The sequence below is a fragment of the Pantoea agglomerans NBRC 102470 genome, assembly GCF_001598475.1.
GTDB classification, from domain to species: domain Bacteria; phylum Pseudomonadota; class Gammaproteobacteria; order Enterobacterales; family Enterobacteriaceae; genus Pantoea; species Pantoea agglomerans.
Map to the genome: position 1 here is coordinate 738,270 of NZ_BCZA01000001.1, position 21,993 is coordinate 760,262.

At 55.2% G+C, this 21,993-nt stretch carries 21 protein-coding genes; 12 read left to right on the forward strand and 9 right to left on the reverse strand.

Translation table 11 applies throughout. From position 1 onward, the window contains the following. The first annotated feature begins 6 nt into the window (after window positions 1-6). The 4 genes from PAG01S_RS03500 to PAG01S_RS03510 all read left to right on the forward strand — a co-directional run bounded on the left by PAG01S_RS03500 (window position 7) and on the right by PAG01S_RS03510 (window position 3,268). Window positions 7-1,494 carry a carboxypeptidase M32 gene (locus tag PAG01S_RS03500; RefSeq protein ID WP_062757706.1) on the forward strand — a complete coding sequence of 496 codons (1,488 nt, stop codon included), beginning with the start codon at window positions 7-9 and terminating at the stop codon, window positions 1,492-1,494. 159 nt (window positions 1,495-1,653) lie between these two features. Continuing rightward, window positions 1,654-2,181, forward strand: coding sequence for an acid resistance repetitive basic protein Asr (gene asr / locus PAG01S_RS21475; RefSeq protein WP_071785070.1), 528 nt, complete (start codon window positions 1,654-1,656; stop codon window positions 2,179-2,181). Window positions 2,182-2,262: 81 nt separating this feature from the next. Further along, on the forward strand, window positions 2,263-2,343 hold the full coding sequence (ydgU, locus tag PAG01S_RS22790) for a small membrane protein YdgU (protein ID WP_010244657.1): 81 nt from the start codon (window positions 2,263-2,265) through the stop codon (window positions 2,341-2,343). Window positions 2,344-2,458: 115 nt separating this feature from the next. Beyond that, window positions 2,459-3,268 carry a trypsin-like serine peptidase gene (locus PAG01S_RS03510; protein ID WP_062757708.1) on the forward strand — a complete coding sequence of 270 codons (810 nt, stop codon included), beginning with the start codon at window positions 2,459-2,461 and terminating at the stop codon, window positions 3,266-3,268. Between the two features lie 57 nt (window positions 3,269-3,325). Here the strand turns inward: PAG01S_RS03510 and hrpA are convergent, their stop codons facing one another. Beyond that, the gene (gene hrpA / locus PAG01S_RS03515) at window positions 3,326-7,228 is read right to left on the reverse strand and encodes an ATP-dependent RNA helicase HrpA (protein ID WP_062757709.1); all 3,903 of its coding nucleotides are present in this window, start codon (window positions 7,226-7,228) and stop codon (window positions 3,326-3,328) included. A 258-nt stretch (window positions 7,229-7,486) separates the two neighbouring features. Here hrpA and azoR point away from each other — a divergent pair, with 258 nt between their 5' ends. After that, the gene (azoR, locus tag PAG01S_RS03520) at window positions 7,487-8,086 is read left to right on the forward strand and encodes an FMN-dependent NADH-azoreductase (RefSeq protein WP_010244651.1); all 600 of its coding nucleotides are present in this window, start codon (window positions 7,487-7,489) and stop codon (window positions 8,084-8,086) included. Window positions 8,087-8,149: 63 nt separating this feature from the next. Here azoR and PAG01S_RS03525 read toward each other — a convergent pair whose 3' ends face one another. Genes PAG01S_RS03525 through PAG01S_RS03535 form a run of 3 tightly spaced genes read right to left on the reverse strand, consistent with a single transcriptional unit; the run spans window position 8,150 to window position 11,315 of the window. Then, a complete protein-coding gene (locus PAG01S_RS03525) occupies window positions 8,150-8,488 on the reverse strand; it encodes a YdbL family probable chaperone protein (protein WP_010244649.1) in 339 nt (112 codons plus the stop codon). 11 nt (window positions 8,489-8,499) lie between these two features. After that, window positions 8,500-8,688, reverse strand: a complete 189-nt coding sequence (locus tag PAG01S_RS03530) for a YnbE family lipoprotein (RefSeq protein ID WP_009090058.1) — start codon at window positions 8,686-8,688, stop codon at window positions 8,500-8,502. After that, entirely contained in the window at window positions 8,685-11,315 is a 2,631-nt protein-coding gene (locus PAG01S_RS03535; protein WP_062757711.1) for a YdbH family protein, read from the reverse strand. The genes PAG01S_RS03530 and PAG01S_RS03535 overlap by 4 nt, the downstream gene beginning before the upstream one ends. 146 nt (window positions 11,316-11,461) lie before the next feature. On the opposite strand from PAG01S_RS03535, the gene PAG01S_RS03540 reads away from it, so the two are divergent. Further along, window positions 11,462-12,454: a 2-hydroxyacid dehydrogenase gene (locus PAG01S_RS03540; protein WP_062757713.1), complete on the forward strand. Its 993-nt coding sequence runs from the start codon at window positions 11,462-11,464 to the stop codon at window positions 12,452-12,454. A 31-nt stretch (window positions 12,455-12,485) separates the two neighbouring features. Here the strand turns inward: PAG01S_RS03540 and PAG01S_RS03545 are convergent, their stop codons facing one another. Then, window positions 12,486-12,761: a putative hemolysin gene (locus PAG01S_RS03545; RefSeq protein WP_062757715.1), complete on the reverse strand. Its 276-nt coding sequence runs from the start codon at window positions 12,759-12,761 to the stop codon at window positions 12,486-12,488. A gap of 184 nt (window positions 12,762-12,945) precedes the next feature. Here PAG01S_RS03545 and PAG01S_RS03550 point away from each other — a divergent pair, with 184 nt between their 5' ends. The 4 genes from PAG01S_RS03550 (at window position 12,946) to ttcA (ending at window position 16,168) form a co-directional block, all read left to right on the forward strand. Further along, entirely contained in the window at window positions 12,946-13,602 is a 657-nt protein-coding gene (locus PAG01S_RS03550) for an MgtC/SapB family protein (protein WP_062757717.1), read from the forward strand. 213 nt (window positions 13,603-13,815) lie between these two features. Beyond that, the gene (locus PAG01S_RS03555) at window positions 13,816-14,076 is read left to right on the forward strand and encodes a hypothetical protein (protein WP_062757719.1); all 261 of its coding nucleotides are present in this window, start codon (window positions 13,816-13,818) and stop codon (window positions 14,074-14,076) included. A gap of 691 nt (window positions 14,077-14,767) precedes the next feature. Next, window positions 14,768-14,926: a hypothetical protein gene (locus tag PAG01S_RS22385; protein ID WP_169803011.1), complete on the forward strand. Its 159-nt coding sequence runs from the start codon at window positions 14,768-14,770 to the stop codon at window positions 14,924-14,926. Between the two features lie 306 nt (window positions 14,927-15,232). Further along, entirely contained in the window at window positions 15,233-16,168 is a 936-nt protein-coding gene (gene ttcA / locus PAG01S_RS03560) for a tRNA 2-thiocytidine(32) synthetase TtcA (protein WP_039386354.1), read from the forward strand. A gap of 45 nt (window positions 16,169-16,213) precedes the next feature. Here ttcA and ynaL read toward each other — a convergent pair whose 3' ends face one another. The 3 genes from ynaL to PAG01S_RS03570 all read right to left on the reverse strand — a co-directional run bounded on the left by ynaL (window position 16,214) and on the right by PAG01S_RS03570 (window position 19,375). Beyond that, window positions 16,214-16,360: a proline-rich small protein YnaL gene (gene ynaL, locus PAG01S_RS22795; RefSeq protein ID WP_010244632.1), complete on the reverse strand. Its 147-nt coding sequence runs from the start codon at window positions 16,358-16,360 to the stop codon at window positions 16,214-16,216. A gap of 294 nt (window positions 16,361-16,654) precedes the next feature. Then, entirely contained in the window at window positions 16,655-17,638 is a 984-nt protein-coding gene (gene zntB, locus PAG01S_RS03565; protein WP_010244630.1) for a zinc transporter ZntB, read from the reverse strand. A 117-nt stretch (window positions 17,639-17,755) separates the two neighbouring features. Further along, window positions 17,756-19,375, reverse strand: coding sequence for a peptide ABC transporter substrate-binding protein (locus PAG01S_RS03570; protein WP_062757721.1), 1,620 nt, complete (start codon window positions 19,373-19,375; stop codon window positions 17,756-17,758). 152 nt (window positions 19,376-19,527) lie between these two features. Between PAG01S_RS03570 and mpaA the strand changes: the two genes are divergently transcribed. Further along, window positions 19,528-20,235, forward strand: coding sequence for a murein tripeptide amidase MpaA (mpaA, locus tag PAG01S_RS03575; protein ID WP_010670220.1), 708 nt, complete (start codon window positions 19,528-19,530; stop codon window positions 20,233-20,235). On the opposite strand, the gene ycjG is transcribed toward mpaA, so the two are convergent. Then, a complete protein-coding gene (ycjG, locus tag PAG01S_RS03580; protein ID WP_062757722.1) occupies window positions 20,210-21,193 on the reverse strand; it encodes an L-Ala-D/L-Glu epimerase in 984 nt (327 codons plus the stop codon). The genes mpaA and ycjG overlap by 26 nt on opposite strands. A 146-nt stretch (window positions 21,194-21,339) precedes the next feature. On the opposite strand from ycjG, the gene tpx reads away from it, so the two are divergent. Next, a complete protein-coding gene (tpx, locus tag PAG01S_RS03585; RefSeq protein ID WP_010244619.1) occupies window positions 21,340-21,843 on the forward strand; it encodes a thiol peroxidase in 504 nt (167 codons plus the stop codon). Window positions 21,844-21,993: the final 150 nt, after the last annotated feature.

Genomic DNA, 21,993 nt, shown 5'->3' on the forward strand with positions numbered 1-21,993 from the left:
TCTTACGTGACCTCAGCGTATCAACAACTTACCAAGACGTTCCAGCGCCTTTCCCGTTTCAGCCACGTCACGGCCATCGCCGGATGTGACATGCAAACCACCATGCCGCCGGGCGGCAGTCAGGCGCGTGGTGAAGCGCTGGCCGAAATGAGCGTGTTGCAGCACCAGATCCTCACTGCCCCTCAGGTTGGTGAGTGGCTCAGGGCCGCAGAGCAGCAGTCACTCAACGATGTTGAGCGGGCCAATCTCAACGAGATGCAGCGCGCTTACCAGCAGGCCACCCTGCTGCCTGATGATTTTGTTGAAGCCAAATCAATCGCCGGTTCGGTATGTGAACATGCATGGCGCACTCAGCGTCCCGCCAACGACTGGCAGGGCTTCGCCGCCAATCTTAAAGAGGTGGTGCGTCTGAGCCGCGAAGAGGCCCAGCGCCGCGCCGACGCCACTGGCTGCTCGCGTTACGATGCGCTGCTGGATCTTTATGAACCGGGGATGACCCGCGCCCGGCTGGATGAAACCTTTGGCGAACTGAAAACCTGGCTGCCCGATCTGTTACAGCAGGTCGTGGAAAAACAGGCGCAGCAAACTGTTGTCACGCCGCAGGGGCCGTTCGCCCTGCCTGCTCAGCGTCAGCTCGGCCTGAGCATCATGGAAACGCTGGGTTTCGACTTCAACCATGGCCGTCTGGATATCAGTGCGCATCCCTTCTGCGGTGGCGTGCCGGAAGATGTGCGCATTACCACCCGTTACAACGAGAATGAGTTTCTCAGTGCCCTGATGGGCGTGATCCACGAAACCGGCCACGCCCGCTATGAGCAAAATCTGCCGCAGCAGTGGCGCGGCCAGCCGGTGGCGCTGGCGCGCTCCACCGCTATCCACGAATCACAAAGCCTGTTTATGGAGATGCAGCTCGGTCGCAGCCGCGAATTCCTGCAGCGCATTCTGCCGCAGGTGATCGCCACCTTTGGCGATCAGCCTGCCCTGCAGGCGGATAATTTTGTGCGCCTGACCCAGCAGGTTAAGCCTGGCCTGATCCGGGTTGATGCCGATGAGCTCAGCTATCCGGCGCATGTCATTCTGCGTTATGAAATCGAACAGGCGCTGATTGAAGGCGAGATTGAGGTTGAGGATATTCCGGCGCTGTGGGATGAGAAAATGATGCAGTCGCTGGGTCTGGATACCCGGGGTAACTACCGCGATGGTTGTATGCAGGATATCCACTGGACCGACGGCGCTTTTGGCTACTTCCCGACCTATACGCTGGGCGCGATGTACGCCGCACAGCTGTTCCGCTCGGTACATCTTGCGATTCCTCAGCTCAGCGAGCTGATTCAGCACGGTGAGCTGCAGCCGGTATTCGACTGGCTGCAACAGAACATCTGGCAGCACGGCAGCCGTTTCTCCACCGACCAGCTGCTGATCAACGCCACCGGCGAAGCGCTGAATCCGGCTTTCTTCCGCCAGCACCTTGAACAACGTTACCTGAAAAGCTAAGCTCTCGGGCGGTCAGCTGACCGCCCTTTCCCGCCTTTGTACAATCGGTTACACGCCGATACCAAACACCCACGGACACCGTTCATTGATATCCCTATAGTCTCTTCACCGGCCCCGCAGTGGGCTACACATGAAAAAATAGTCTTCGAGGGATTTGCAATGAAAAAATTATTTGCACTGGTTGTCGCCGCTGCTATGGGTATGTCTTCTGTTGCTTTCGCTGCTGACACCACAGCTGCTCCAGCTGCTGCGCCAGCCGCAACAACCACTACTACCGCTGCAGCACCGGCTAAAACCGTTCACAAAACTGCGCACAAGAAACACCATAAAGCGGCTCAGAAAGCGCAGGCTGCTAAGAAACACCACAAAAAAGCTGTGAAAAAAGATGCCGCGCAGAAAGCGCAGGCGGCTAAAAAAGTTCACCACAAAAAAGTAGCTAAACCTGCTGCACAGAAAGCCCAGGCCGCTAAAAAAGTTCACCACAAAAAAGTCACTAAACCAGCTGCTCAGAAAGCCCAGGCCGCTAAAAAAGTTCACCACAAAAAAGCCACTCAGCCAGCCGCTCAGAAAGCCCAGGCTGCTAAAAAAGTTCACCACAAAAAAGTAGCTAAACCAGCTGCACAGAAAGCGCAGGCTGCTAAAAAAGTTCACCACAAAAAAGTTGTGAAACCAGCAGCTAAAAACTAAGGTCGCCTTCAGCGCACGGCCACGAGATGATGATTAAAAACACCCGGTTCTGCCGGGTGTTTCTTTACTGGAGTGGATGATATGGTGCGTCGCTATCGCTTCGAAATTATTCTGCTGGTGATGATCCTGTGTGGCATTGTTGCAGCAAGCTTTTTTGTTTAACCGCTGTAGCGTACTGATTAACCAATAAAACTCCCTTTTTCAACGCTCACCGACTATAGTTACCGTACTTACGTAATAACAATAACGTTAATTTTTTCTCGCCATTGAGATTTCTATGCGCCTGGCTACCCTGTTAATGGTTGGACTCCTCAGCTTTGCCACCACGGTTCATGCCGATGATGACGATGACTCGCCTACTCCTGCTGAAATTAAGATGCTGTTTTTCGGTAAGGATCATCGCCAGGCAATCACCGATATTACCGCTGCCCCCTGGGATGCCATTGGTCAGCTGGAAACCGAAAGCGGCAACCTCTGTACTGCCACGCTCATCTCTCCGCATCTGGCGCTGACCGCCGGACACTGCCTGCTTGCCCCTCCGGGTAATTTCGATAAGCCGGTTGCGCTACGATTTATGGCCAGCGATAAAGGCTGGCGCTACGAGCTTCATGATATTGATGCGCGGGTTGAACCCTCGCTGGCGTCAAAGTTAAAAGCGGACGGTGAAGGCTGGATCGTGCCGAGCAGTGCAGCACCCTATGACTACGGCATCGTGATTTTACGCAATCCGCCCTCAGCGATTACGCCTATTCCGCTGTTCGATGGCTCACGCAGCGATCTCACTGCGGCGCTGAAGCTGACCGGACGCAAAGTGACGCAGGCGGGCTATCCGGCTGATCATCTGGACACGCTTTACTCTCACAGCGATTGCCTGATCACCGGCTGGGCGCAGCGCGCCGTGTTGTCGCATCAGTGTGACACCCTGCCGGGTGACAGTGGTTCGCCACTGCTGCTCAACAGCGATAAAGGCTGGCAGTTAATCGCGGTACAAAGCTCAGCACCGGCAGCGAAAGATCGCTACCTGGCTGATAACCGTGCGATTTCGGTCACCTCGTTTAAAGATAAGCTGGAATCCCTGGCGCAGTAGCCCGCACTCTTACCCTCATTATCGGATGCGCGCCGGTTACGGCGCGCATCCCTGCGTTTAACCCGCTATCTGCTCCATCATCTGCAGAATACGCTTATCTGAGATGGGATAAGGCGTACCCAGCTGCTGAGCAAAATAACTGATTCGCAGCTCTTCGATCATCCAGCGGATGCTCTGCACCTCTTCATCATCCTGACGCTGCGGCGGCAACTTGTTGCGCCACGCCTGATAAGCCTGTTCCACTGCCTGTACTTTTAACATCCGCGCACGATCGCTGTGCGGATCGGCAGGCAGTTTTTCCAGTCGGCGCTCAATCCCATGCAGATAACGCAGCGTATCGGCCAGTCGCTGCCAGCCGTTGCCGGTGACAAAGCCGCGATAAACCAGACCACTTAACTGCGCTTTGATGTCAGATAACGCCAGCGCCATGGTCATATCGACCCGGCCCTTCAGACGCTTATTGATGTTGAAGACTGCCGTCAGGATCTGCTCGACCTGCTTCGCGATGGTCACCACGGTTTCATTGAGTTCGCCGCGCACTTTGTCACGCAACTGCTCAAAAGAGGTTTGATCCCAGGCCGGTCCGCCCGCTTCCCCCATCAGCTTGTCGATGCCACAGGCGATGCAGTCATCAATCAGCTCCAGCACTTTGCCATAAGGATTAAAGTAGAGTCCGAGCTTGGCTTTGTTCGGCAGCTTCTCGTGCAGATATTTAACCGGTGACGGCACATTCAGCAGCAGCAGGCGACGCTGACCGCGCCACATCATTTTTTGCTGCTCCTGCTCGCTGTCAAACAGACGAATGGCGACGCTCTCTTTTTCGTCGACCAGCGCAGGCCAGGCTTTAACCTGGTAGCTGCCGCGCTTCTGTTCATAACTGCGTGGCAGATCGCCAAAACTCCAGATATGCAGCCCGCTCTGCTCCAGCCCGTCATCCGCCACTTTCGACAGCGTTTCCTGCACTTTGTCTTTCAGCTGTGCCTTAAGCGCCGTAAGATCTTTACCTTCCAGCAGTTTACGGTTGTGCTCGTCGACTACCCGGAACGTCATTTTCAGATGATCGGGCACCTGTTCCCACTGCCAGTTTTCCCGCTCCAGCGTGACGCCGGTCATGCGGCGAAATTCCCGCGCCAGCGCATCAGGCAGCGGCATCTCCATCGCTTTCACTCTTCCTAAGAACGCCTCGGCGTAGTTAGGCGCAGGCACCAGGTTACGGCGCAGCGGCTTGGGCAGCGACTTAATCAGTGCGATGATCAGTTCACGGCGCACACCGGGGATCTGCCACTCAAAACCGCTATCCTCTACCTGGTTCAGCAGCGGCAGCGGAATATGTACCGTCACGCCATCCGCATCTGCGCCCGGCTCAAACTGATAACTCAGCTTCAGTTTGAGGTTGCCCTGATGCCAGAAGTTGGGGTAGTCGAGCTGACTGACTTTATCCGCACCCTCTTTGATCAGCATCTGCTTGTCGAAATTCAGCAGTTCTGCGTTTTCGCGACTGGCCAGTTTCCACCAGCTGTCGAAATGCTTCGCCGAGACCACCTCTTTGCCAATGCGCTGGTCATAAAAAGCAAACAGCGTTTCGTCATCGACCAGAATGTCGCGACGACGGGATTTGTGTTCCAGATCTTCCACTTCGCTGCGCAGCTTCTGGTTTGCACGGAAGAAGGCGTGTCGGGTCTGCCAGTCGCCCTCCACCAGCGCGTGACGAATAAACAGTTCACGGCTCAGGGTGGGATCGATGCTGCCATAGTTAACTTTACGGGCGGCGACAATCGGCAGGCCATAGAGCGTGACTTTTTCGCTGGCCATCACCGCGCCCTGCGATTTCTCCCAGTGCGGTTCACTGTAGCTGCGCTTGATCAGATGCTGTGCCAGCGGCTCAATCCACTCCGGTTCAATACGGCCTGCCGTGCGGCCCCACAGGCGGCTGGTCTCGACCAGTTCCGCCACCATGGTCCACTTCGGCGGCTTTTTAAACAGCCCGGATCCAGGGAAGATCGCGAAGCGGGTATTGCGCGCGCCGGTATACTCCTGCTTATCGGTGTCTTTCTGCCCGATATGCGACAGCAGACCACTTAACAGCGCGCAGTGGACGGGCTGCAGCTCAGCCGGTTCACTGTTAACCGGAATGCCGAGTTCACGCACCACCTGCCGCAGCTGGGTGTAGATATCCTGCCATTCCCGCACGCGCAGATAGTTAAGGAAATCGCTTTTGCACTGGCGGCGGAAAACATTCCCGGACAGCGCTTTCTGCTGCTCCGCCAGATAGTTCCAGAGGTTCACATAGGCGAGGAAGTCGGAGTCTTTGTCGGCAAAGCGCCGGTGCTTTTCATCGGACGCCTGTTTTTTATCTGCCGGACGCTCACGCGGGTCCTGAATCGACAGGCCAGCGGTGATAATCATCACTTCACGCACGCAGCCAAATTTCTGCGCTTCCAGCACCATCCGCGCCAGGCGGGGATCCACCGGCAACTGCGCCAGCTGACGCCCGGAACCGGTGAGCTTATAGTGACCGGTCTCTTCGTTCAGGGTCAGCGCGCCCAGCTCTTCCAGCAGGCGGACGCCATCCTGGATATTGCGCTTATCGGGCGCTTCCACAAACGGGAAGGCAGCGATATCGCCGAGGCCCAGCGAGGTCATCTGCAGGATCACTGACGCCAGGTTGGTGCGCAGGATTTCAGGATCGGTAAAGGCCGGACGACTCAGGAAGTCATCTTCCGCGTAGAGACGGATACAAATACCGTCTGAAACGCGGCCGCAACGCCCTTTACGCTGGTTGGCAGACGCCTGTGATATCGGTTCAATCGGCAGGCGCTGCACTTTGGTGCGGAAACTGTAACGACTGATACGCGCCGTACCGGGATCGATCACATATTTAATCCCTGGCACCGTCAGTGAGGTTTCCGCGACGTTGGTCGCCAGCACGATACGACGGCCACTGTGCGACTGAAACACCCGGTTCTGTTCGGCGTTCGACAGCCGTGCATAGAGCGGCAGCACTTCGGTGTGCGGCAGATCGCGTTTGTTCAGCGCGTCGGCGGTATCACGTATTTCACGCTCACCACTCATGAAGATCAGGATATCGCCCCGACTTTCGCGGCCCAGCTCATCTACGGCATCAAAAATCGCCTGCAGCTGGTCACGATCGCCATCATCCGCCTCTTCGATCACCGGCCGATAGCGCACTTCAACCGGATAGGTCCGGCCTGAGACTTCAATCACCGGCGCATTATTGAAATGACGCGAGAAACGCTGTGGATCGATGGTGGCGGAAGTGATAATCACTTTCAGATCGGGCCGACGCGGCAACAGCTCTCGCAGATAACCGAGCAGGAAATCGATATTCAGGCTGCGTTCGTGCGCTTCATCAATAATGATGGTGTCATATTGCATCAGCAGACGATCCTGCTGGATCTCTGCCAGCAGAATCCCGTCGGTCATCAGTTTAATCTGCGTCAGGTCGCTGACCTGGTCGTTAAACCGCACTTTATAGCCGACGCAGCCGCCCAGCGAAGTGCTGAGCTCATCGGCAATGCGGTTCGCCACGGTACGCGCGGCCAGACGGCGCGGCTGCGTATGACCAATCAGACCCGTCACACCACGTCCCAGCGCCAGACAGATTTTCGGCAGCTGCGTGGTTTTGCCCGAGCCGGTTTCACCGGCGACAATCACTACCTGGTGATCGCGAATCGCCTCAGCAATATCCTGCTGCTTCTGACTGACCGGCAGATTGTCCGGGAAGGTAATGGCTGGCGTGGCCGCACGGCGCTGGGCCACGCGCTGTTCGGCTGCAATAAAGTCCTGCTCAAGCTCGCTGGCAATGCCCTGCTGTGCCTCGGGATTTTTAGCTTTTCTGGCACCCTGTAAACGGCGCTGTAACCGCTGGCGATCGCGCAGCATTACACCGTCGAGGCGTGACCAGAGCGCTGCCAGTGGGGAAGTATCGGGAGATGACATAATAGTGACGTACCTTACTCAGACGGTGTCGCTGCCTGAAGCAGCGCCCTGCAAGCCGGGATAACCAGCTGATTCAATAAAAAATAATTGCGCGCATCATAGCACATTCTGAACTGTTCCGGCGGCTGGCCCCGGTTACGCTTATTCAATAAATTCGAACATGGGTCTCGAAATATTGCGCTTTCACCGCGCCATCGATAACCGTAGAGTGTAAACCATTGAGCGGAAAGTCTTCCGCGTAACAGACAGGAAACCACCATGAGCAAAGTTTTAGTTCTGAAATCAAGCATTCTTGCAGGCTACTCACAATCAAGCCAGCTCGCTGACTTCTACATCGAACAGGCAAAGGCCCAGGGTAAAGAGGTTACCGTACGTGACCTGGCGGCTAACCCGATCCCGGTACTGGATGGCGAGTTAGTGGGTGCAATGCGTCCCTCTGATACCCCGCTGTCACCTCGTCAGCAGGAGGCTCTGGACCTGTCTGATGAACTGATTGCAGAACTGCAGGCTCATGATGAAGTGGTGATTGCCGCGCCAATGTACAACTTCAACATCCCGACGCAGCTGAAAAACTATTTCGACCTGATTGCCCGTGCTGGCGTGACGTTCCGCTACACCGAAGCAGGCCCGGAAGGTCTGGTTAAAGGCAAAACGGCAGTCGTTATCTCCAGCCGTGGCGGCATTCATAAAGATACCCCAACTGACCTGCTGACCCCTTACGTCAAGCTGTTCCTGGGCTTCATCGGCATCACTGACGTTGAGTTCGTGTTTGCTGAAGGCATCGCTTACGGTCCGGAAGTGGCCAGCAAAGCGACCGCTGAAGCGAAAGACGCTATCAAGCAGATCGTGACGGCATAAGTCTCACTCATCTCAGGATGACGCTGTAAAAGACCGGGCCATGCGCCCGGTTTTTTTCGCCGGTTACTGACTGCTCTCTGCCGTTTTTCTCAGCCACTGACCGTTAATGCCGCGCACATATTCCCCCGCTGCCGCACGGCTCACCAGCTTCTGTCCGGCAATACTGGCGACATCGGCCGTGGAGAGATTATTCTGTTCTGCCAGTCGCTGATACTCCTGCTGACGTCCGGCATTAATACGCTGCACCAGCGCCAGCGTTTCACTATCCTGCGCACGTGCCGCCAGATAGCCAGAGAGCGTTTCACCTGCCCGCCCCGATTGCCGCGCCTGATCCAGCGTCAGTGCCCAGGCAGGCTGCGCCATCGTCAGGGCGAGGAACAGCACCGCGCTTATGCGTTTCATCGTTGCTCTCCTCAGAACAGACCGCTCTGGTTTTTCAGTAGCGCTTCCACGTCTTTATCGACTTTGATGTGGATCTCATGTTCGATTTTCACGTTCATGTTGATGGTGATGGGATCTTTAGGTGCCGTGACTTCAATGCGCGGCACGCAGCCGATGCTCAGCAGTCCGGCTGCCAGAACCAGTAATGCCCTCAGGCTCATGGTGAAGTGTCCTTGTTGGATGGCAAATTCGCATGTTGCTCTAACCAGGATTGCAAATTATCGCCAAAGCGCAGGCTGCGCCAGAGCTGAAACAGGTTTTCCTGATGATGATAGTTGAGATTAACCGTCTGACGACGGTTACTGAACTGGCTGACGCCCTGCACCTGCGCCTCCATGGTGAGGTCGCCAAGATTATCCAGATTGATCGTGGCCCAGCTGCGGGAGACTTCCATATAGCGTAACCAGTCCAGCGCGGCGCCCGTCGCCACGTTATTGCGGGTAATCGCATCCGCCATATCTTTATCCAGCCGGAAGGTCAGCGGACCGCTGTTGGCAATCCACCCTTTCTCCACCAGCCAGTGTGGATTATTGAGCCACAGCGGCAGCTCACCGTTGACCTTGCCCGACATGGCAAACTGTTTAGGTTTCAGCGCCGTCACCAGCTCGCTAAGGCTGATATTGCGCAGCGACACCCGGGCTGGCTCATGCTGCGGCATGCGCAAAGCGGGCAGCGTAATTTGTCCGCCCAGCAGATCAAGGCTGACTTCCTGCAACGTCAGCGGCGCCTGTTCGGACCACGGCCAGTTACCCTGCAGGTCAGCGCGAATATTCTGCATCGCAAACTGGTTCTTAACCTCGGCAATGCGCAGTGATACCGGGCCATGCTGACCAAACTGCCATTGCTGCTCATGGAATCTGAACGGCAGCGAGAAGTCGATACCGTTAACCTGGCTGTCAGGCGTCCAGATGCTGCCCTGTTTTACCGTCCAGTGGCCTCCCGCCTGGAAACCCTGTTCACTTGCGGCGGAAAAAGCGACCTGTGCCTGCAAACGGCCGCCCTGGATCTGCATTTTCATGTCGGGGCTGAGCAACGGCTGAAACACCGTCAGCGACTGTGCCGGCCACCAGGCCTGGCCGCGCAGCCGTTCGCCATCCCAGCGGCCGTTAACCCGCAGCGGGCCAACCTTGCCCGCCTGTAAACTGCCTCGCCAGATAAAATAGCCGGGATCACGACCTTTAGCCTCAAAGTCGAGCGTGGAGTCTGCCAGATGTCCGCCATAGCTGAAGCGGGTCTCTCCTGCCTGCAGGCGGAAATGCCCATTGAACGCCGGATGCGCCGCATCACGCTGCCAGTTTACCGGTTTAGTTAGTGTCAGACGCGGTTTTGCAACGTTGACACTGCCATACGCCAGCTGATTAAAACCGGTGGACAAGGTATCCAGATGGATCAGGGTGTCGTGCCAGCCGCCCGTGCCTTTAACATCCCAGCGCGCCTGCAGCGGCAGCATCTCGCCACCTCCCCAGTAGCGCCAGTTCCATTCGCCCTTATCGGGCCAGAAATCATTGGCGCGGCCATCGAGATGCAACCGGAAGCGGCCAAAACTGGCATCGTGCGCATTCAGAATGGCCTGCAGGCGGCCATCAATACCCTGCGAGGAGAGTCGTACGCCCGCCAGCGGCCAGCGCGCTTCGTCCACTTCCAGCGTTGACAGCAACCGGCCCCGCAGGCGCAGCAGCGATTTAGGTTGCAGCACCAGTTGAGGATCGAGGATCGAGCCGCTGAGCACGCCCGGAATGGAGCCGTAAAGTTGCAGGTCGGCCAGCTTGCTTTCGCCGGTTAGCTGAAACGGCAGGTTGCTGTTGGTCAGGCTGAGGTTGCCGGGACCAACGCCGAGCACCACGTTACCCTTGCCGCCGCGTCCCTGGGTCAGCAGGTTAACGCGACCGCTAATCTGGCTACTTTCAAGGCCAGACTGCCAGTTATCCAGCGTCAGGTTAACAAACCCTGATAGCGGCTGAGCCTCCAGCGGCCAGAAGTATTCGCCCTTTTCAATCCGAATCTGATCGCGGCTGATCTGCCACGGCAGTCTGAGAAGCGGCCTGGTCACTTCGGCCATTGCCACGCGTAACTCGCCCTGCTGCTGCTGCCAGTTAAGCGTCAGCTTCAGGGGATGCGGCAGCGCGTCCAGCGCCAGCTGTCCGGTCACCTCGCCATTCACTGGCAGATCAGTGGCAAAAGTGGGTAACGCCAGATGACCACTCAGCGTGACGGGTTCAGGAAGTGCGGGATGGGTGAGCGTCAGGCGACTGATAGCGAGCTGCTGACCAGTCAGCGTTGCCGCCAGCTGCAGATTATCGCCCTGGTAACTGAGTTGCTGGCGATCTTTTTCCAGCGTCAGATCCAGCGCGCCCGCATACGTCTGCCACGGCGTAACGATTAATTTGCCCAGATGAACGTCGGCGCCAGGCAGCATTGCCTGCCATTCGGCCAGCGTTTTGGGGGCTGCCGTGCTGTCATCACTGGCCGGTAATTTTTGCAGGCAGGTGCTATCCAGCGTCAGCTCTGACGCATTCAGTTTCCAGCGCGACTGATGCCAGCCCAGTGATACCGCCTTTACCGTTGCCAGGGAGCAATCCCCTGCGAGATAGCGAAGTTGTGGCAACCACAGGCCACCCTCCCGCCAGCGCGGTGCGCCCGACAGCTCAATGCGGGTATCTTCAGGTAGCCAGATGCCGACCAGCCGCGGCAGCCATTGCGTTACAGTCAAGATCAGGCCGAGCAGCAGCAGAATCAGCGCCAGAATGGCGGCCAGCCGTCGCCGGAACATCCGTGGCATAAAAGCCATAATCCTTTTCCTTACAGTATCCTGACAACGATGATGGCATGTAATCTGCCAGAGGTGAAGGTCTGCGCCGGACACAAGTCAGCTGTTTCAGCAAAGTCTGTCAGAAAACGTTATCCTTGCTCTATCACCTCTGCAGGAGCACAACGATGAAAATCGCGGTTTACAGCACCAAACATTACGATCAGAAATACCTTGAGCAGGTCAATCAGCAGTTCGGCTTTGAACTGGTGTTTTTTGACTTTTTACTCTCTGAAAGCACCGCTAAAACCGCTGTGGGTTGCGATGCCGTCTGTATCTTTGTAAACGATGACGGCAGCCGCCCGGTGCTGGAAGAGCTGGCCGGGCTGGGTGTGAAATACATCGCGCTGCGCTGTGCCGGTTTCAATAATGTTGATCTGGCTGCTGCAAAAGAGCTGGGTCTGGAGGTGGTGCGCGTGCCGGCCTACTCACCGGAAGCGGTCGCTGAACATACTATCGGCCTGATGATGACCCTGAATCGCCGTATTCATCGCGCTTATCAGCGTACCCGTGACGCAAACTTTTCGCTCGACGGCCTGACCGGTTTTAACATGCATAACAAAACCACGGGTGTTATCGGTACCGGTAAAATCGGTATCGCAACGATGCGGATTCTGAAAGGTTTTGGTATGCGGCTGCTGGCGTATGATCCCTACCCGAGTGAGCAGGCGCTGGAACTGGGCGCGGAATATGTTGATCTGAAGACGCTGTTTGCTGAATCCCACGTCATTACGCTGCACTGTCCGCTAACGCCGGAGAATCATCATCTGCTCAACGCCGACGCGTTTAAACAGATGCGTGATGGGGTGATGGTTATCAACACCAGTCGTGGTGGCCTGATTGATTCACAGGCGGCGATTGACGCGCTGAAACAGCAGAAAATCGGCGCGCTCGGCATGGATGTTTATGAGAATGAACGCGATCTGTTCTTTGAAGATAAGTCGAATGATGTGATTCAGGACGATGTGTTCCGCCGTCTGTCGGCGTGCCATAACGTGTTGTTCACCGGCCATCAGGCGTTTTTAACCGCCGAAGCGCTGACCGCTATTTCTGAAACGACACTGAATAATCTCAGCCAGCTCGACCGCGGTGAAAACTGCCCGAACCGACTCTCTGCCTGACTATGCGGGCCGGAGCAATCCGGCCTGATCATCAGCGCGCGCAATTCCCGCCAATTAATGCCTGCTCATCACAGCGACGGCCATTCACTAACTGACACATCCCCACTCTCGATCCATCCAGCTGATGCGAAAATGCCAGCGTTCCGCCCGCGTTCGAACAGGTGCTTTCTGCCAGGGAAGACATCACCACCCGTGGCTGGATGTGGGCGGCGGTGGCTTGTTGTGGTGGCTCGTTATCATCACTGTTGCTGCTGCAGGCAGAGAGTAATAACGCGGCACCGGCCAGCAAAAAGGTGGCTGATTTCATCAGTCGGACTCCGGGAAGTGGGGGAAAAGGCTGGCTCAGCATATGTCAGGCAGCACAACGGGTCGAGAGGTGAAACAGCTTTTTACAAAATTCTCCGGCGTCATTTGCAAGCGGAATTATCTTGTTTACCTGTTATCGCTGAACTGCCACTCTTTTTTGGCCCTTATTAATTCGGAGTAAAGCCATGTTAATGGATATGTTAATTCGCATAGCCCTGGCCGGTGTTCTCGGCGGCCTGATCGGCATGGAGCGCCAGATGCGGGCCAAAGAAGCGGGACTGCGTACCCATATTCTGGTCGGTATTGGCAGTGCGATGTTTATGCTGGTATCGAAATATGGCTTCGCCGATATGCTCAACAGCGAACATGTAGCACTGGATCCCAGCCGTATTGCGGCCCAGGTGGTCAGCGGCATGGGTTTCCTTGGCGCGGGCACCATTATGATTCAGAAGCAGGTGGTGAAAGGCTTAACCACGGCTGCGGGATTATGGGTGACTGCGGCGATTGGTCTGGTGATTGGCAGCGGCATGTATGAGATCGGCATTTATGGCACGGTGCTGGCGCTGGTGGTGCTGGAGGTCTTCCGCCGCCTGAGCCATTTTCTCATCGGTAAACATCATACGCTGCTGGTTTTTCTTAAGCCCAAAAGTGTGCCGCTGGTGCTGCTGGTCATGCAGCGGGAAGGCATTCGCTATGGCAATGTGACGGTGATTAATCGGGATGAGGAGAGTGGTCTGTGTGAGCTCAGCGTTCAGGTGACGCTGTCCCGCAAATCAAACGATGCTCACCTCTACGATAAGGTCATGGAGATCAAAGGAGTTCAGTCGCTGGAGATGATGTAAATTCCTTTCCATAAAGATCATTCCTGCTGAACACAGGCCGGTCAGCGCCAGGACGTTGCAGAAGGGAGTTATCGGTACGCACTGCCTTCTGCCCTCTGCATCAGATTCATCTATTATCATAATCATGCAGCCTGACCTGAGATATAGAGCCCGCCGGGAATTAATGTCATAATCCGTGATTGTTTATTGAGGTAACAATTTATCCGGGGAAAAATGCGCCGAAACTCTGACCATCCTGACGATGCCCTGTCCGCATCCGCAAGTAAAAGTAGCTGGCCGGTACTGAGCATGCTTATCTTTACGCTGATTGCTGGCGCTATGACCATCATGATGATCCTGGATCATCGTAATTCCGTAAATAATGCGCTTGAGACCGGACAGTGTCTGGTGGGGGAAGGCGCTGAAAGTTTGCTGGAAGTGCTCAGACATTTTTTACATCATGCTTATCGCTGGATTTTTAAAGCCTGTGGCTAGCAATAATAAATTCAGTGCAGCAGGAAATGCAGTAATCCGTGTCGGTTTACCAGCAACAAAACGCCGCAATACATGACTGCAACATAGCAGAGTAAAAAGAGTATCAGCGTCAATATAAATCGGACACCATAATTTTTTATATCGTGAGTGTTTACCGGATGTCTCATCGAATTTAAAGTTTGCTCCGTCCTTATTCACCTATATAGCCAGCAATTTAACGATTTGTTACGCTGCCCGCATTACCATGATGTGCGGAACGATGAAGTCACAGCTGGTCTCTCAGGAAAAACAGTTATGAGTGTAAAAATTAAAGCCGCCCTTTTTAACTTTCACATTCACTTTAATGGCTTTAATTTCACCCGTCTGCTTTGAAAAGCAACAGCTTTGGACGTGGCGATATGTGCCAGTAAAATCGATTCAGATTTAATGGGATACAAAAAAACAGTGATGCCTGTGCATCTTACGTATTCCCAATTATAACCCGGCAGTGTCAACGCATATTCAACAGCAGCGTTTTTCAGATTCAGGCGTTAATGAAATTAACAGTGCATCAGGATATTTAACTCCCTGCGAATTTATAGCAACAATTCGAAGGAGAATTTCAAATCAGATAAGCATAAACAGGACTCCGTTTATGCATGATTGATTAATAGCGGTGCATGCTCTTTTTTTTTGTTAACGGGTCGCTCTGATGAAATCTCTGTTAATTATCTCAATCATTTTTATGACTGCGGGTTGTGCGGCAAAAAAAGAGAATGCGCGGGCTGATGCTTACCAGGCATTACTGCCATCCTGTTCTGCGCACAATGATGAAATCGATTGCCAGTGGAAAGATGTGCCAGCCAGCTGACATCGTATAGTTGAACGCTATCCGTGACACATCAGCCCGCAATTATTGAGTAATGACATGGTAAGGCCTGCCCTCTTTTTTCACTGAGTACCGCCGCATCGATTTACGTCGCTGCTCCCTTAACGGGTAGTCTCTGCCGGATTCCCCGGGCGGCTATCCGCTGATTACTTCACTCCAGTACTGGCATTCGCGGCAACAATCCGTACCATACGCTGCATATTCGTGACACCGCAGTGAAGTGTCTGGCTGAACGCGCACGGTAATTTGCCCTTTAGCTACGCTTTCTGGATTTTGAGATAGGTAAAAATGCAAGATAATCAAACGGTTGACAAGAAAGAACAGTACAACCTCAATAAACTGCAAAAACGTCTGCGTCGTAACGTCGGCGAAGCCATTGCAGATTTTAATATGATTGAAGAAGGCGACCGCATCATGGTCTGCCTGTCGGGCGGCAAAGACAGCTACACCATGCTGGAAATTTTGCGCAGTCTGCAAAAAAGTGCGCCGGTCAACTTCAGTCTTATTGCCGTTAACCTCGACCAGAAACAGCCGGGCTTCCCTGAGCATATCCTGCCGGAATATCTTGAGTCGCAGGGCGTTGAGTATCGGATTATCGAAGAAGATACCTACTCCATCGTCAAAGATAAGATCCCGGAAGGCAAAACCACCTGCTCACTCTGCTCGCGCCTGCGCCGTGGCATTCTCTATCGCGTCGCAACTGAGCTGGGCTGTACTAAAATTGCGCTGGGCCACCATCGCGATGACATTCTGCAGACGCTGTTCCTGAACATGTTTTACGGCGGAAAAATGAAAGGCATGCCGCCAAAGCTGATGAGCGACGATGGCAAGCAGATTGTGATCCGTCCGCTGGCTTACTGCCGCGAGAAAGATATCATCCGCTTCTCAGAAGCGCGTCAGTTCCCGATTATTCCGTGTAACCTCTGCGGTTCTCAGCCGAACCTGCAGCGTCAGGTGGTGGCCGATATGCTGCGAGACTGGGATAAGCGCTATCCTGGCCGTATCGAAACCATGTTCAGCGCGATGCAGAATGTGGTGCCGTCACATATGGCGGATATCAACCTGTTCGATTTTAAAGGCATTAAGCATGGCGATGCGGTGGTTGACGGCGGGGATCTCGCCTTTGACCGGGAATCTCTGCCGCTGCAGCCTGTTGGCTGGCGGGCTGATGAAGAGGATGCCCCGGATACCAGCGCGCGTCTGGATGTGATTCAGATTAAATAAGTGCTGGAAGCGTTAAGGGCGTGCTGCTGGCAGCACGCCCTTTTTTTATATGTTGCGATGCGGTGGTGGATCCATTATCGGCGGAAATTCCGGATCTGTCGGCGGATCAGGCTGGGGTTGTGGCTGAGGAATAGGCTCAGGAATCGGGATCGGATCCGTGGGGATCGGCTCGCTGTTAAGAATCGCGCTCATGCCGTACTCCTTTTGTTGCGAATGGAGTTTAAGCTTAGGTAAGGAACGGCGTTACAGCCAGGCGGGCAAAAAAAAAGCCGGCACACGGGCCGGCATGTTTCGAATTAAATGTGCTATGCATTAATTCTAAATTAGGAAGTAAGACAATATGGAGCGCAACGCCCATCGCTTGACGTTGCATTCACCTGCGGGAGAGAGTTTGCGTCAGCAGCGACAATGGGTTCTTGATGTCGATCAGCTTTTGCGTCCTTTACGGGATTTTCAGCGCAGATAACCGATACGCTACGCATAACGTTAGAGCCAGCGCCGCTTGCGCAGGTATCCCGCTACCCCGACGGCCAGTGCCACCAGCAGCAGACAGAAGATAGAGAAACCGTATCGCCATTCGCCGCCTGGAATACCCCCCAGGTTGACGCCAAACAGGCCGGTCAGGAAGGTGGCTGGCAGAAAAATCATCGCCATCAGTGACATGGTGTAGGTACGTCGGTTCATCGACTCCGCCATCGCAGAAGCAACCTCATCAGCCAGAATCGCGGTACGCGCCACCCCCGCATCCAGATCATCCAGCCCGCGTCCCAGCCGATCGGCGATTTCCTGCATCCGGCGCCGTTCGGTGTCATCCATCCAGGCCAGTTTTTCACTGGCCAGCCGCGCATAGACATCCCGCTGCGGTGCCATATACCGCCGCATCACAATCAGCTGTTTGCGCAGCAGGCCGAGTTCGCCTCGTGCCGGCATCCGCTGGTCAAGCAGCGCATCTTCCAGCTCAATGATTTTGTCATGTAAATCTTCGATAAACTCGCTGGTGTGATCGGTCAGGGCATCACAGATATCGACCAGCCAGCTGCCGCAGTCAATCGGGCCGTTACCATTCTGCAAATCCGTGAGGACTTCATCGACGGCAGAAACTTTACGCCGCCGGGTCGAGACGATGAGTTTATCGTTGATAAACACCCGCATCACCACCAGCTGGTCGCGACGCGCATCGCTGTTGTGGTTGACGCTGCGCAGCACGATCATAAAGCCGTCGCCCAGCCGGCTGACGCGTGGACGCATACTGTCGCCCGCTAAGGCGTCTCGCACGGCATCAGGGATTTGTGTCGTCGACTGCAGCCATTCCGCGCTCTTACGGTGGGTATAGTTCAGATGGAGCCAGCAGGGCTGCTCACACTGGATGACTTCATCTTCAGCAATCGGGATCATCCCGCCCTTGCCATCCAGCTGGCAGGAAATTATGGCATCTGAAACCTGTAACGCTTTTCCTTCGATTACGTCCACACCGTCGCCTCACTACTAAAATCAATACGATACAGTCTAGCGTGACGGTGTTGAGTTGCAATCTCCGGGCTGTGTAGAAAGATGTCAGAGGGTGGCCGGTTGACCGGCCACCTGCACTCAGTGCTTTTCAATCCACAGTTCGCGACTGTAGGCGACATCTTCAGGGTTAGTGATGGGATAGCCTTTGACCCAGGGTTTAATCAGGCGGCCATTGGTGTACTGATAGATGGGGGCGATCGGAGCCTGCTCAGCCAGGATCTGCTCGGCACGGTTGTAATCGCTGTTACGTACCTGATCGCTGGTCTCCCGGCTGGCTTTGGCGATAACCGCATCATAATCCGCGTTGTTAAAGCGCGCGATGTTGCTGCTGTTGCCCGACGTCAGCAGATTCAGGAAAGTGGAGGGTTCATTGTAGTCACCGACCCACGAGGCGCGGATCACATCGAAGTTTCCGCTGTTACGGCTGTCGATATAGGTTTTCCACTCCTGGTTCTCCAGCGTGACATCCACACCGAGGTTCTTTTTCCACATCGAGGCCACAGCAATCGCAATCTTCTGGTGGCTCTCAGAGGTGTTGTAGAGCAGTTTGAGTTTCAGCGGCTTGCCGGGACCGTAACCGGCAGCAGCGAGCAGCGATTTAGCCTGTGCATTCAGGCTGTTCTGATCGTGCTGTTGCATGAATGTGGGCAGTGGCTTAAAGCCTGCTGTCACATCTGGCGTAAAGTGCCACGCCGGTTTCTCACCGGTGCCCAGCACTTTTTCAGCAATCACTTTCCGGTCGATAGACCAGGAGAGCGCTTTGCGAACCCGCACATCGGCCGTTGGCCCTTTCTGCGTGTTAAACGCGTAGTAGTAGGTGCCTAACTGGTCAGGTGTGTAGACCTCTCCGGGCAGAGTTTTCTTCAGTAGCGCATACATGTTTTTCGGGAAGGATTCGGTGATATCAATATCGTTGGATCGATAACGTTTAGTGGCGCTCGACTCTTCATTAATCGGCACGAAAGTCACTTTCGTCAGCACCGAATGGGCATCATCCCAGTAGTGAGGATTACGTGTCAGTACGATTTTTTCGTTCACTACGCGTTCGCTGAGCTGATAGGCCCCATTGCCCACCAGTTTGCCGGGTGACGTCCAGCTGTCACCCTGTTGCGCAATAATTTTCTGCGGCACCGGGAAAAGCGCCACGTTAGCCACCAGCGCCGGGAACCACGGCACCGGACGATCCAGCGTCACCTTCAGCTGGTTTTTACTCTGGGCGACCACACCCAGCTTGTCGGGCGTCATTTCGCCTTTGATTATCGCTGCCGCATTTTGAATACCGCTTAAGCCCGCGAACCAGGCAAAGGCTGAACTGTTTTTTGGATCGACCAGGCGCTGCCAGCTGTAGACAAAATCCTGAGCCGTGACCGGATCACCGTTCGACCAGCGCGCGTTATTACGCAGCGTAAAGACCCAGGTTTTGTTATCACTGCTGCTCCAGCTCTGCGCAACACCCGGCACGATTTTGCCCTGCGCATCCTGATTGGTCAGCCCTTCAAACAGATCGCGTATCACCTGAATTTCAGGCAGTCCTACCGCTTTAAGCGGATCGAGCGAAGCGGGTTCATCTTTAATATGGCGAACGATCTGCTGCTGTTCAGCCAGCTGTGCGCCAGCGGGTGGATTCGCCGCGATGGCGGGTGTGATGATGCTGCTCAGGCTGATTGCTGCCAGCGTCATGCGAAAGGTCTTGACCATTATCACTCCTTTACCCCAAAGAAGCGCTGCATCAGTCTGTTGCCGATGCAACTTGTGCAGGGCACTTTAGCGCAAATGGCTGACAGATAAATAGCTATTTTCCGCACATGGCTTTTCCGCTACTTTTAGTAAAACCCTTTGAGGAAATAACTATGTCGCCACTCCATCCACGTCCCCTGCGCGGCAAACTGGACGTCCCCTATCAGCAGTATGGCCGCTCAGTGCTGGGTGCGCCGCTGCTCTGGTTTCCGGCGCCGCTGGGCGATCCCGAGAGCGGGTTGATTCTGGCAGGCACTCACGGTGATGAGAATGCGGCCATCGCCACCCTCTCCGCCGCATTACGGACGCTGCCTGATGGAATGCGTCGGCACCACGTGGTGTTAGCGGTCAATCCTGATGGCTGTCAGCTCGGACTGCGCGCGAACGCTAACGGCGTCGATCTCAACCGCAACTTTCCGGCGGCGAACTGGCAGTCAGGCGAGACGGTGTATCGCTGGAACAGCGCTGCCGATGAGCGTGATGTGGCGCTCTCGACCGGGGCTCATCCGGCTTCTGAACCGGAAACCCAGGCGCTCTGTGCGCTGATTCATCAGCTGAAACCACGCTGGATCGTCTCATGGCATGAACCGCTGGGCTGTATTGACGACCCGCATCAGGCAGAGATTGGTGGCTGGCTGGCCAGCCACACCGGCCTTCCGCGGGTCAGCAGCGTTGGTTATGACACGCCAGGCTCATTCGGCAGCTGGTGTAAAGATCTCAGCCTGCCCTGCGTCACTGCTGAAATGCCGGTGATTTCAGTGGATGAAGCCACTGAAACCTACCTGGAGATGATGGTTAATCTGCTGCGCTGGCAGCAATGATCAGTTGACCGTTGCGCACTTTAATCGCCGGTTCTGCATCCACCGCCAGCCAGGTCGGCCCGTCGAGATCGGCAAAGCGAGTCTGCGGCACCAGCGGCAGTGCGGCGCGTATAGCCCGCGAGGTGCAGAGCATGCAGCCGAGCATGACCGCAAACCCCTGCTGCTGAGCCGCATCGGCCAGCGCCAGCGCCTCGGTCAGCCCGCCCGCTTTATCCAGCTTGATATTGACCATCTCATAACGGCCTCGCAGCGACGCCAGGCTGTCACGGGTGTGACAGCTCTCATCGGCGCAGATCGGTAATGGATGGATAAAGTTCTCCAGCGCCGCATCCTCACCCGCTGGCAGGGGCTGTTCCAGCATCGCCACATTGATGTCCGCCAGCAGCTGACAGCGCGCCGCCAGCCCTTCGGCGTGCCAGGATTCATTGGCATCCACAATCAGGGTCGCGTCCGGCACGGCGGCGCGAATCGCCATCAGCCGTTCGGTAATGAAATTATTATCCAGCTTAATCTTCAGTAGTGTTGCCCCATGCTGCCACAGCGCCAGCGCGCTGCTGGCCATCGCCTCGGGAGTATCAATGCTGACGGTCTGCGCGGTCACCACATCCTCCGGTGCAGTCACGCCACTAAGCTGCCAGAGGCTGCTCTGCTGCTGGTGTGAGGCGAGATCCCATAGTGCGCTGTCAATGGCGTTGCGCGCCGCCCCGGCGGGCAGCGCCTGTTGTAACGCCTCGCGCGTCATGCCCTGTTGCAGCGCGGGCAGCAGCGCGGCGATTTGCGCCAGCACCGACGCCTCGCTTTCACCATAGCGCGCATAAGGCGTCGCTTCGCCAACGCCTTTTACTCCGTCTTCCTCAATTTCAACCACCACCACTTTGACTTCAGTCCGGGTTCCACGGGCAATGACAAACGGCGTGTGCAACGGCCAGGCTTCGGGATAACTTTTTACCGTTCTCATTTCCACTCCACAATGTGCGACGCAGTGGCAGACCGCCACGTTAAATTCCACAATTGAACTCGTAAACCCTTAACATTTATGTCATAAACAACGGCTATCTTTAGCCGTTTTGTGTCAGATCTTTTTTATCATTAAAAGGAATCACTATGTCTCAGACTGTTCATTTTCAGGGTAACGCCGTACCGGTTGCTGGTCAGTTTCCTCAGGCTGGCGATAAAGCCAAAGCTTTCACGCTGGTAGCGAAAAACCTGGTTAACGTCGCGCTCTCTGAGTATGCAGGAAAACGCAAAATTCTGAACATTTTCCCGAGCGTAGATACCGGTGTCTGTGCTTCATCGGTGCGCAAGTTCAATCAGGCTGCAAGCGAACTGAATAACACCGTGGTGTTATGCATCTCTGCCGATCTGCCGTTTGCCCAGTCGCGCTTCTGTGGCGCAGAAAACCTGAACAACGTGGTGACGTTGTCGACGCTGCGCGGCTCAGAGTTTAAATATGATTATGGCGTGGAAATTGCCGATGGTGCGCTGGAAGGTCTGACCGCACGTGCCGTGATTGTGCTGGATGAGAACGATAAAGTGATCTACAGCCAGCTGGTTGATGAAATCACCACTGAGCCTGATTATGACGCTGCGCTGACCGCGCTGAAGTAATAAAAAAAAGCGGATAACCAGGTTATCCGCTTCAAACTGCTGGCAAACCCGTATCAGGGTGGTTCTGGCAGCAACGAAGAAGCTCAACGCACAGGGAACCGGGTCAGAAGAGGAAAGCGTCACGCGCCAGGGAAGGCGCGTGCCGAGCGT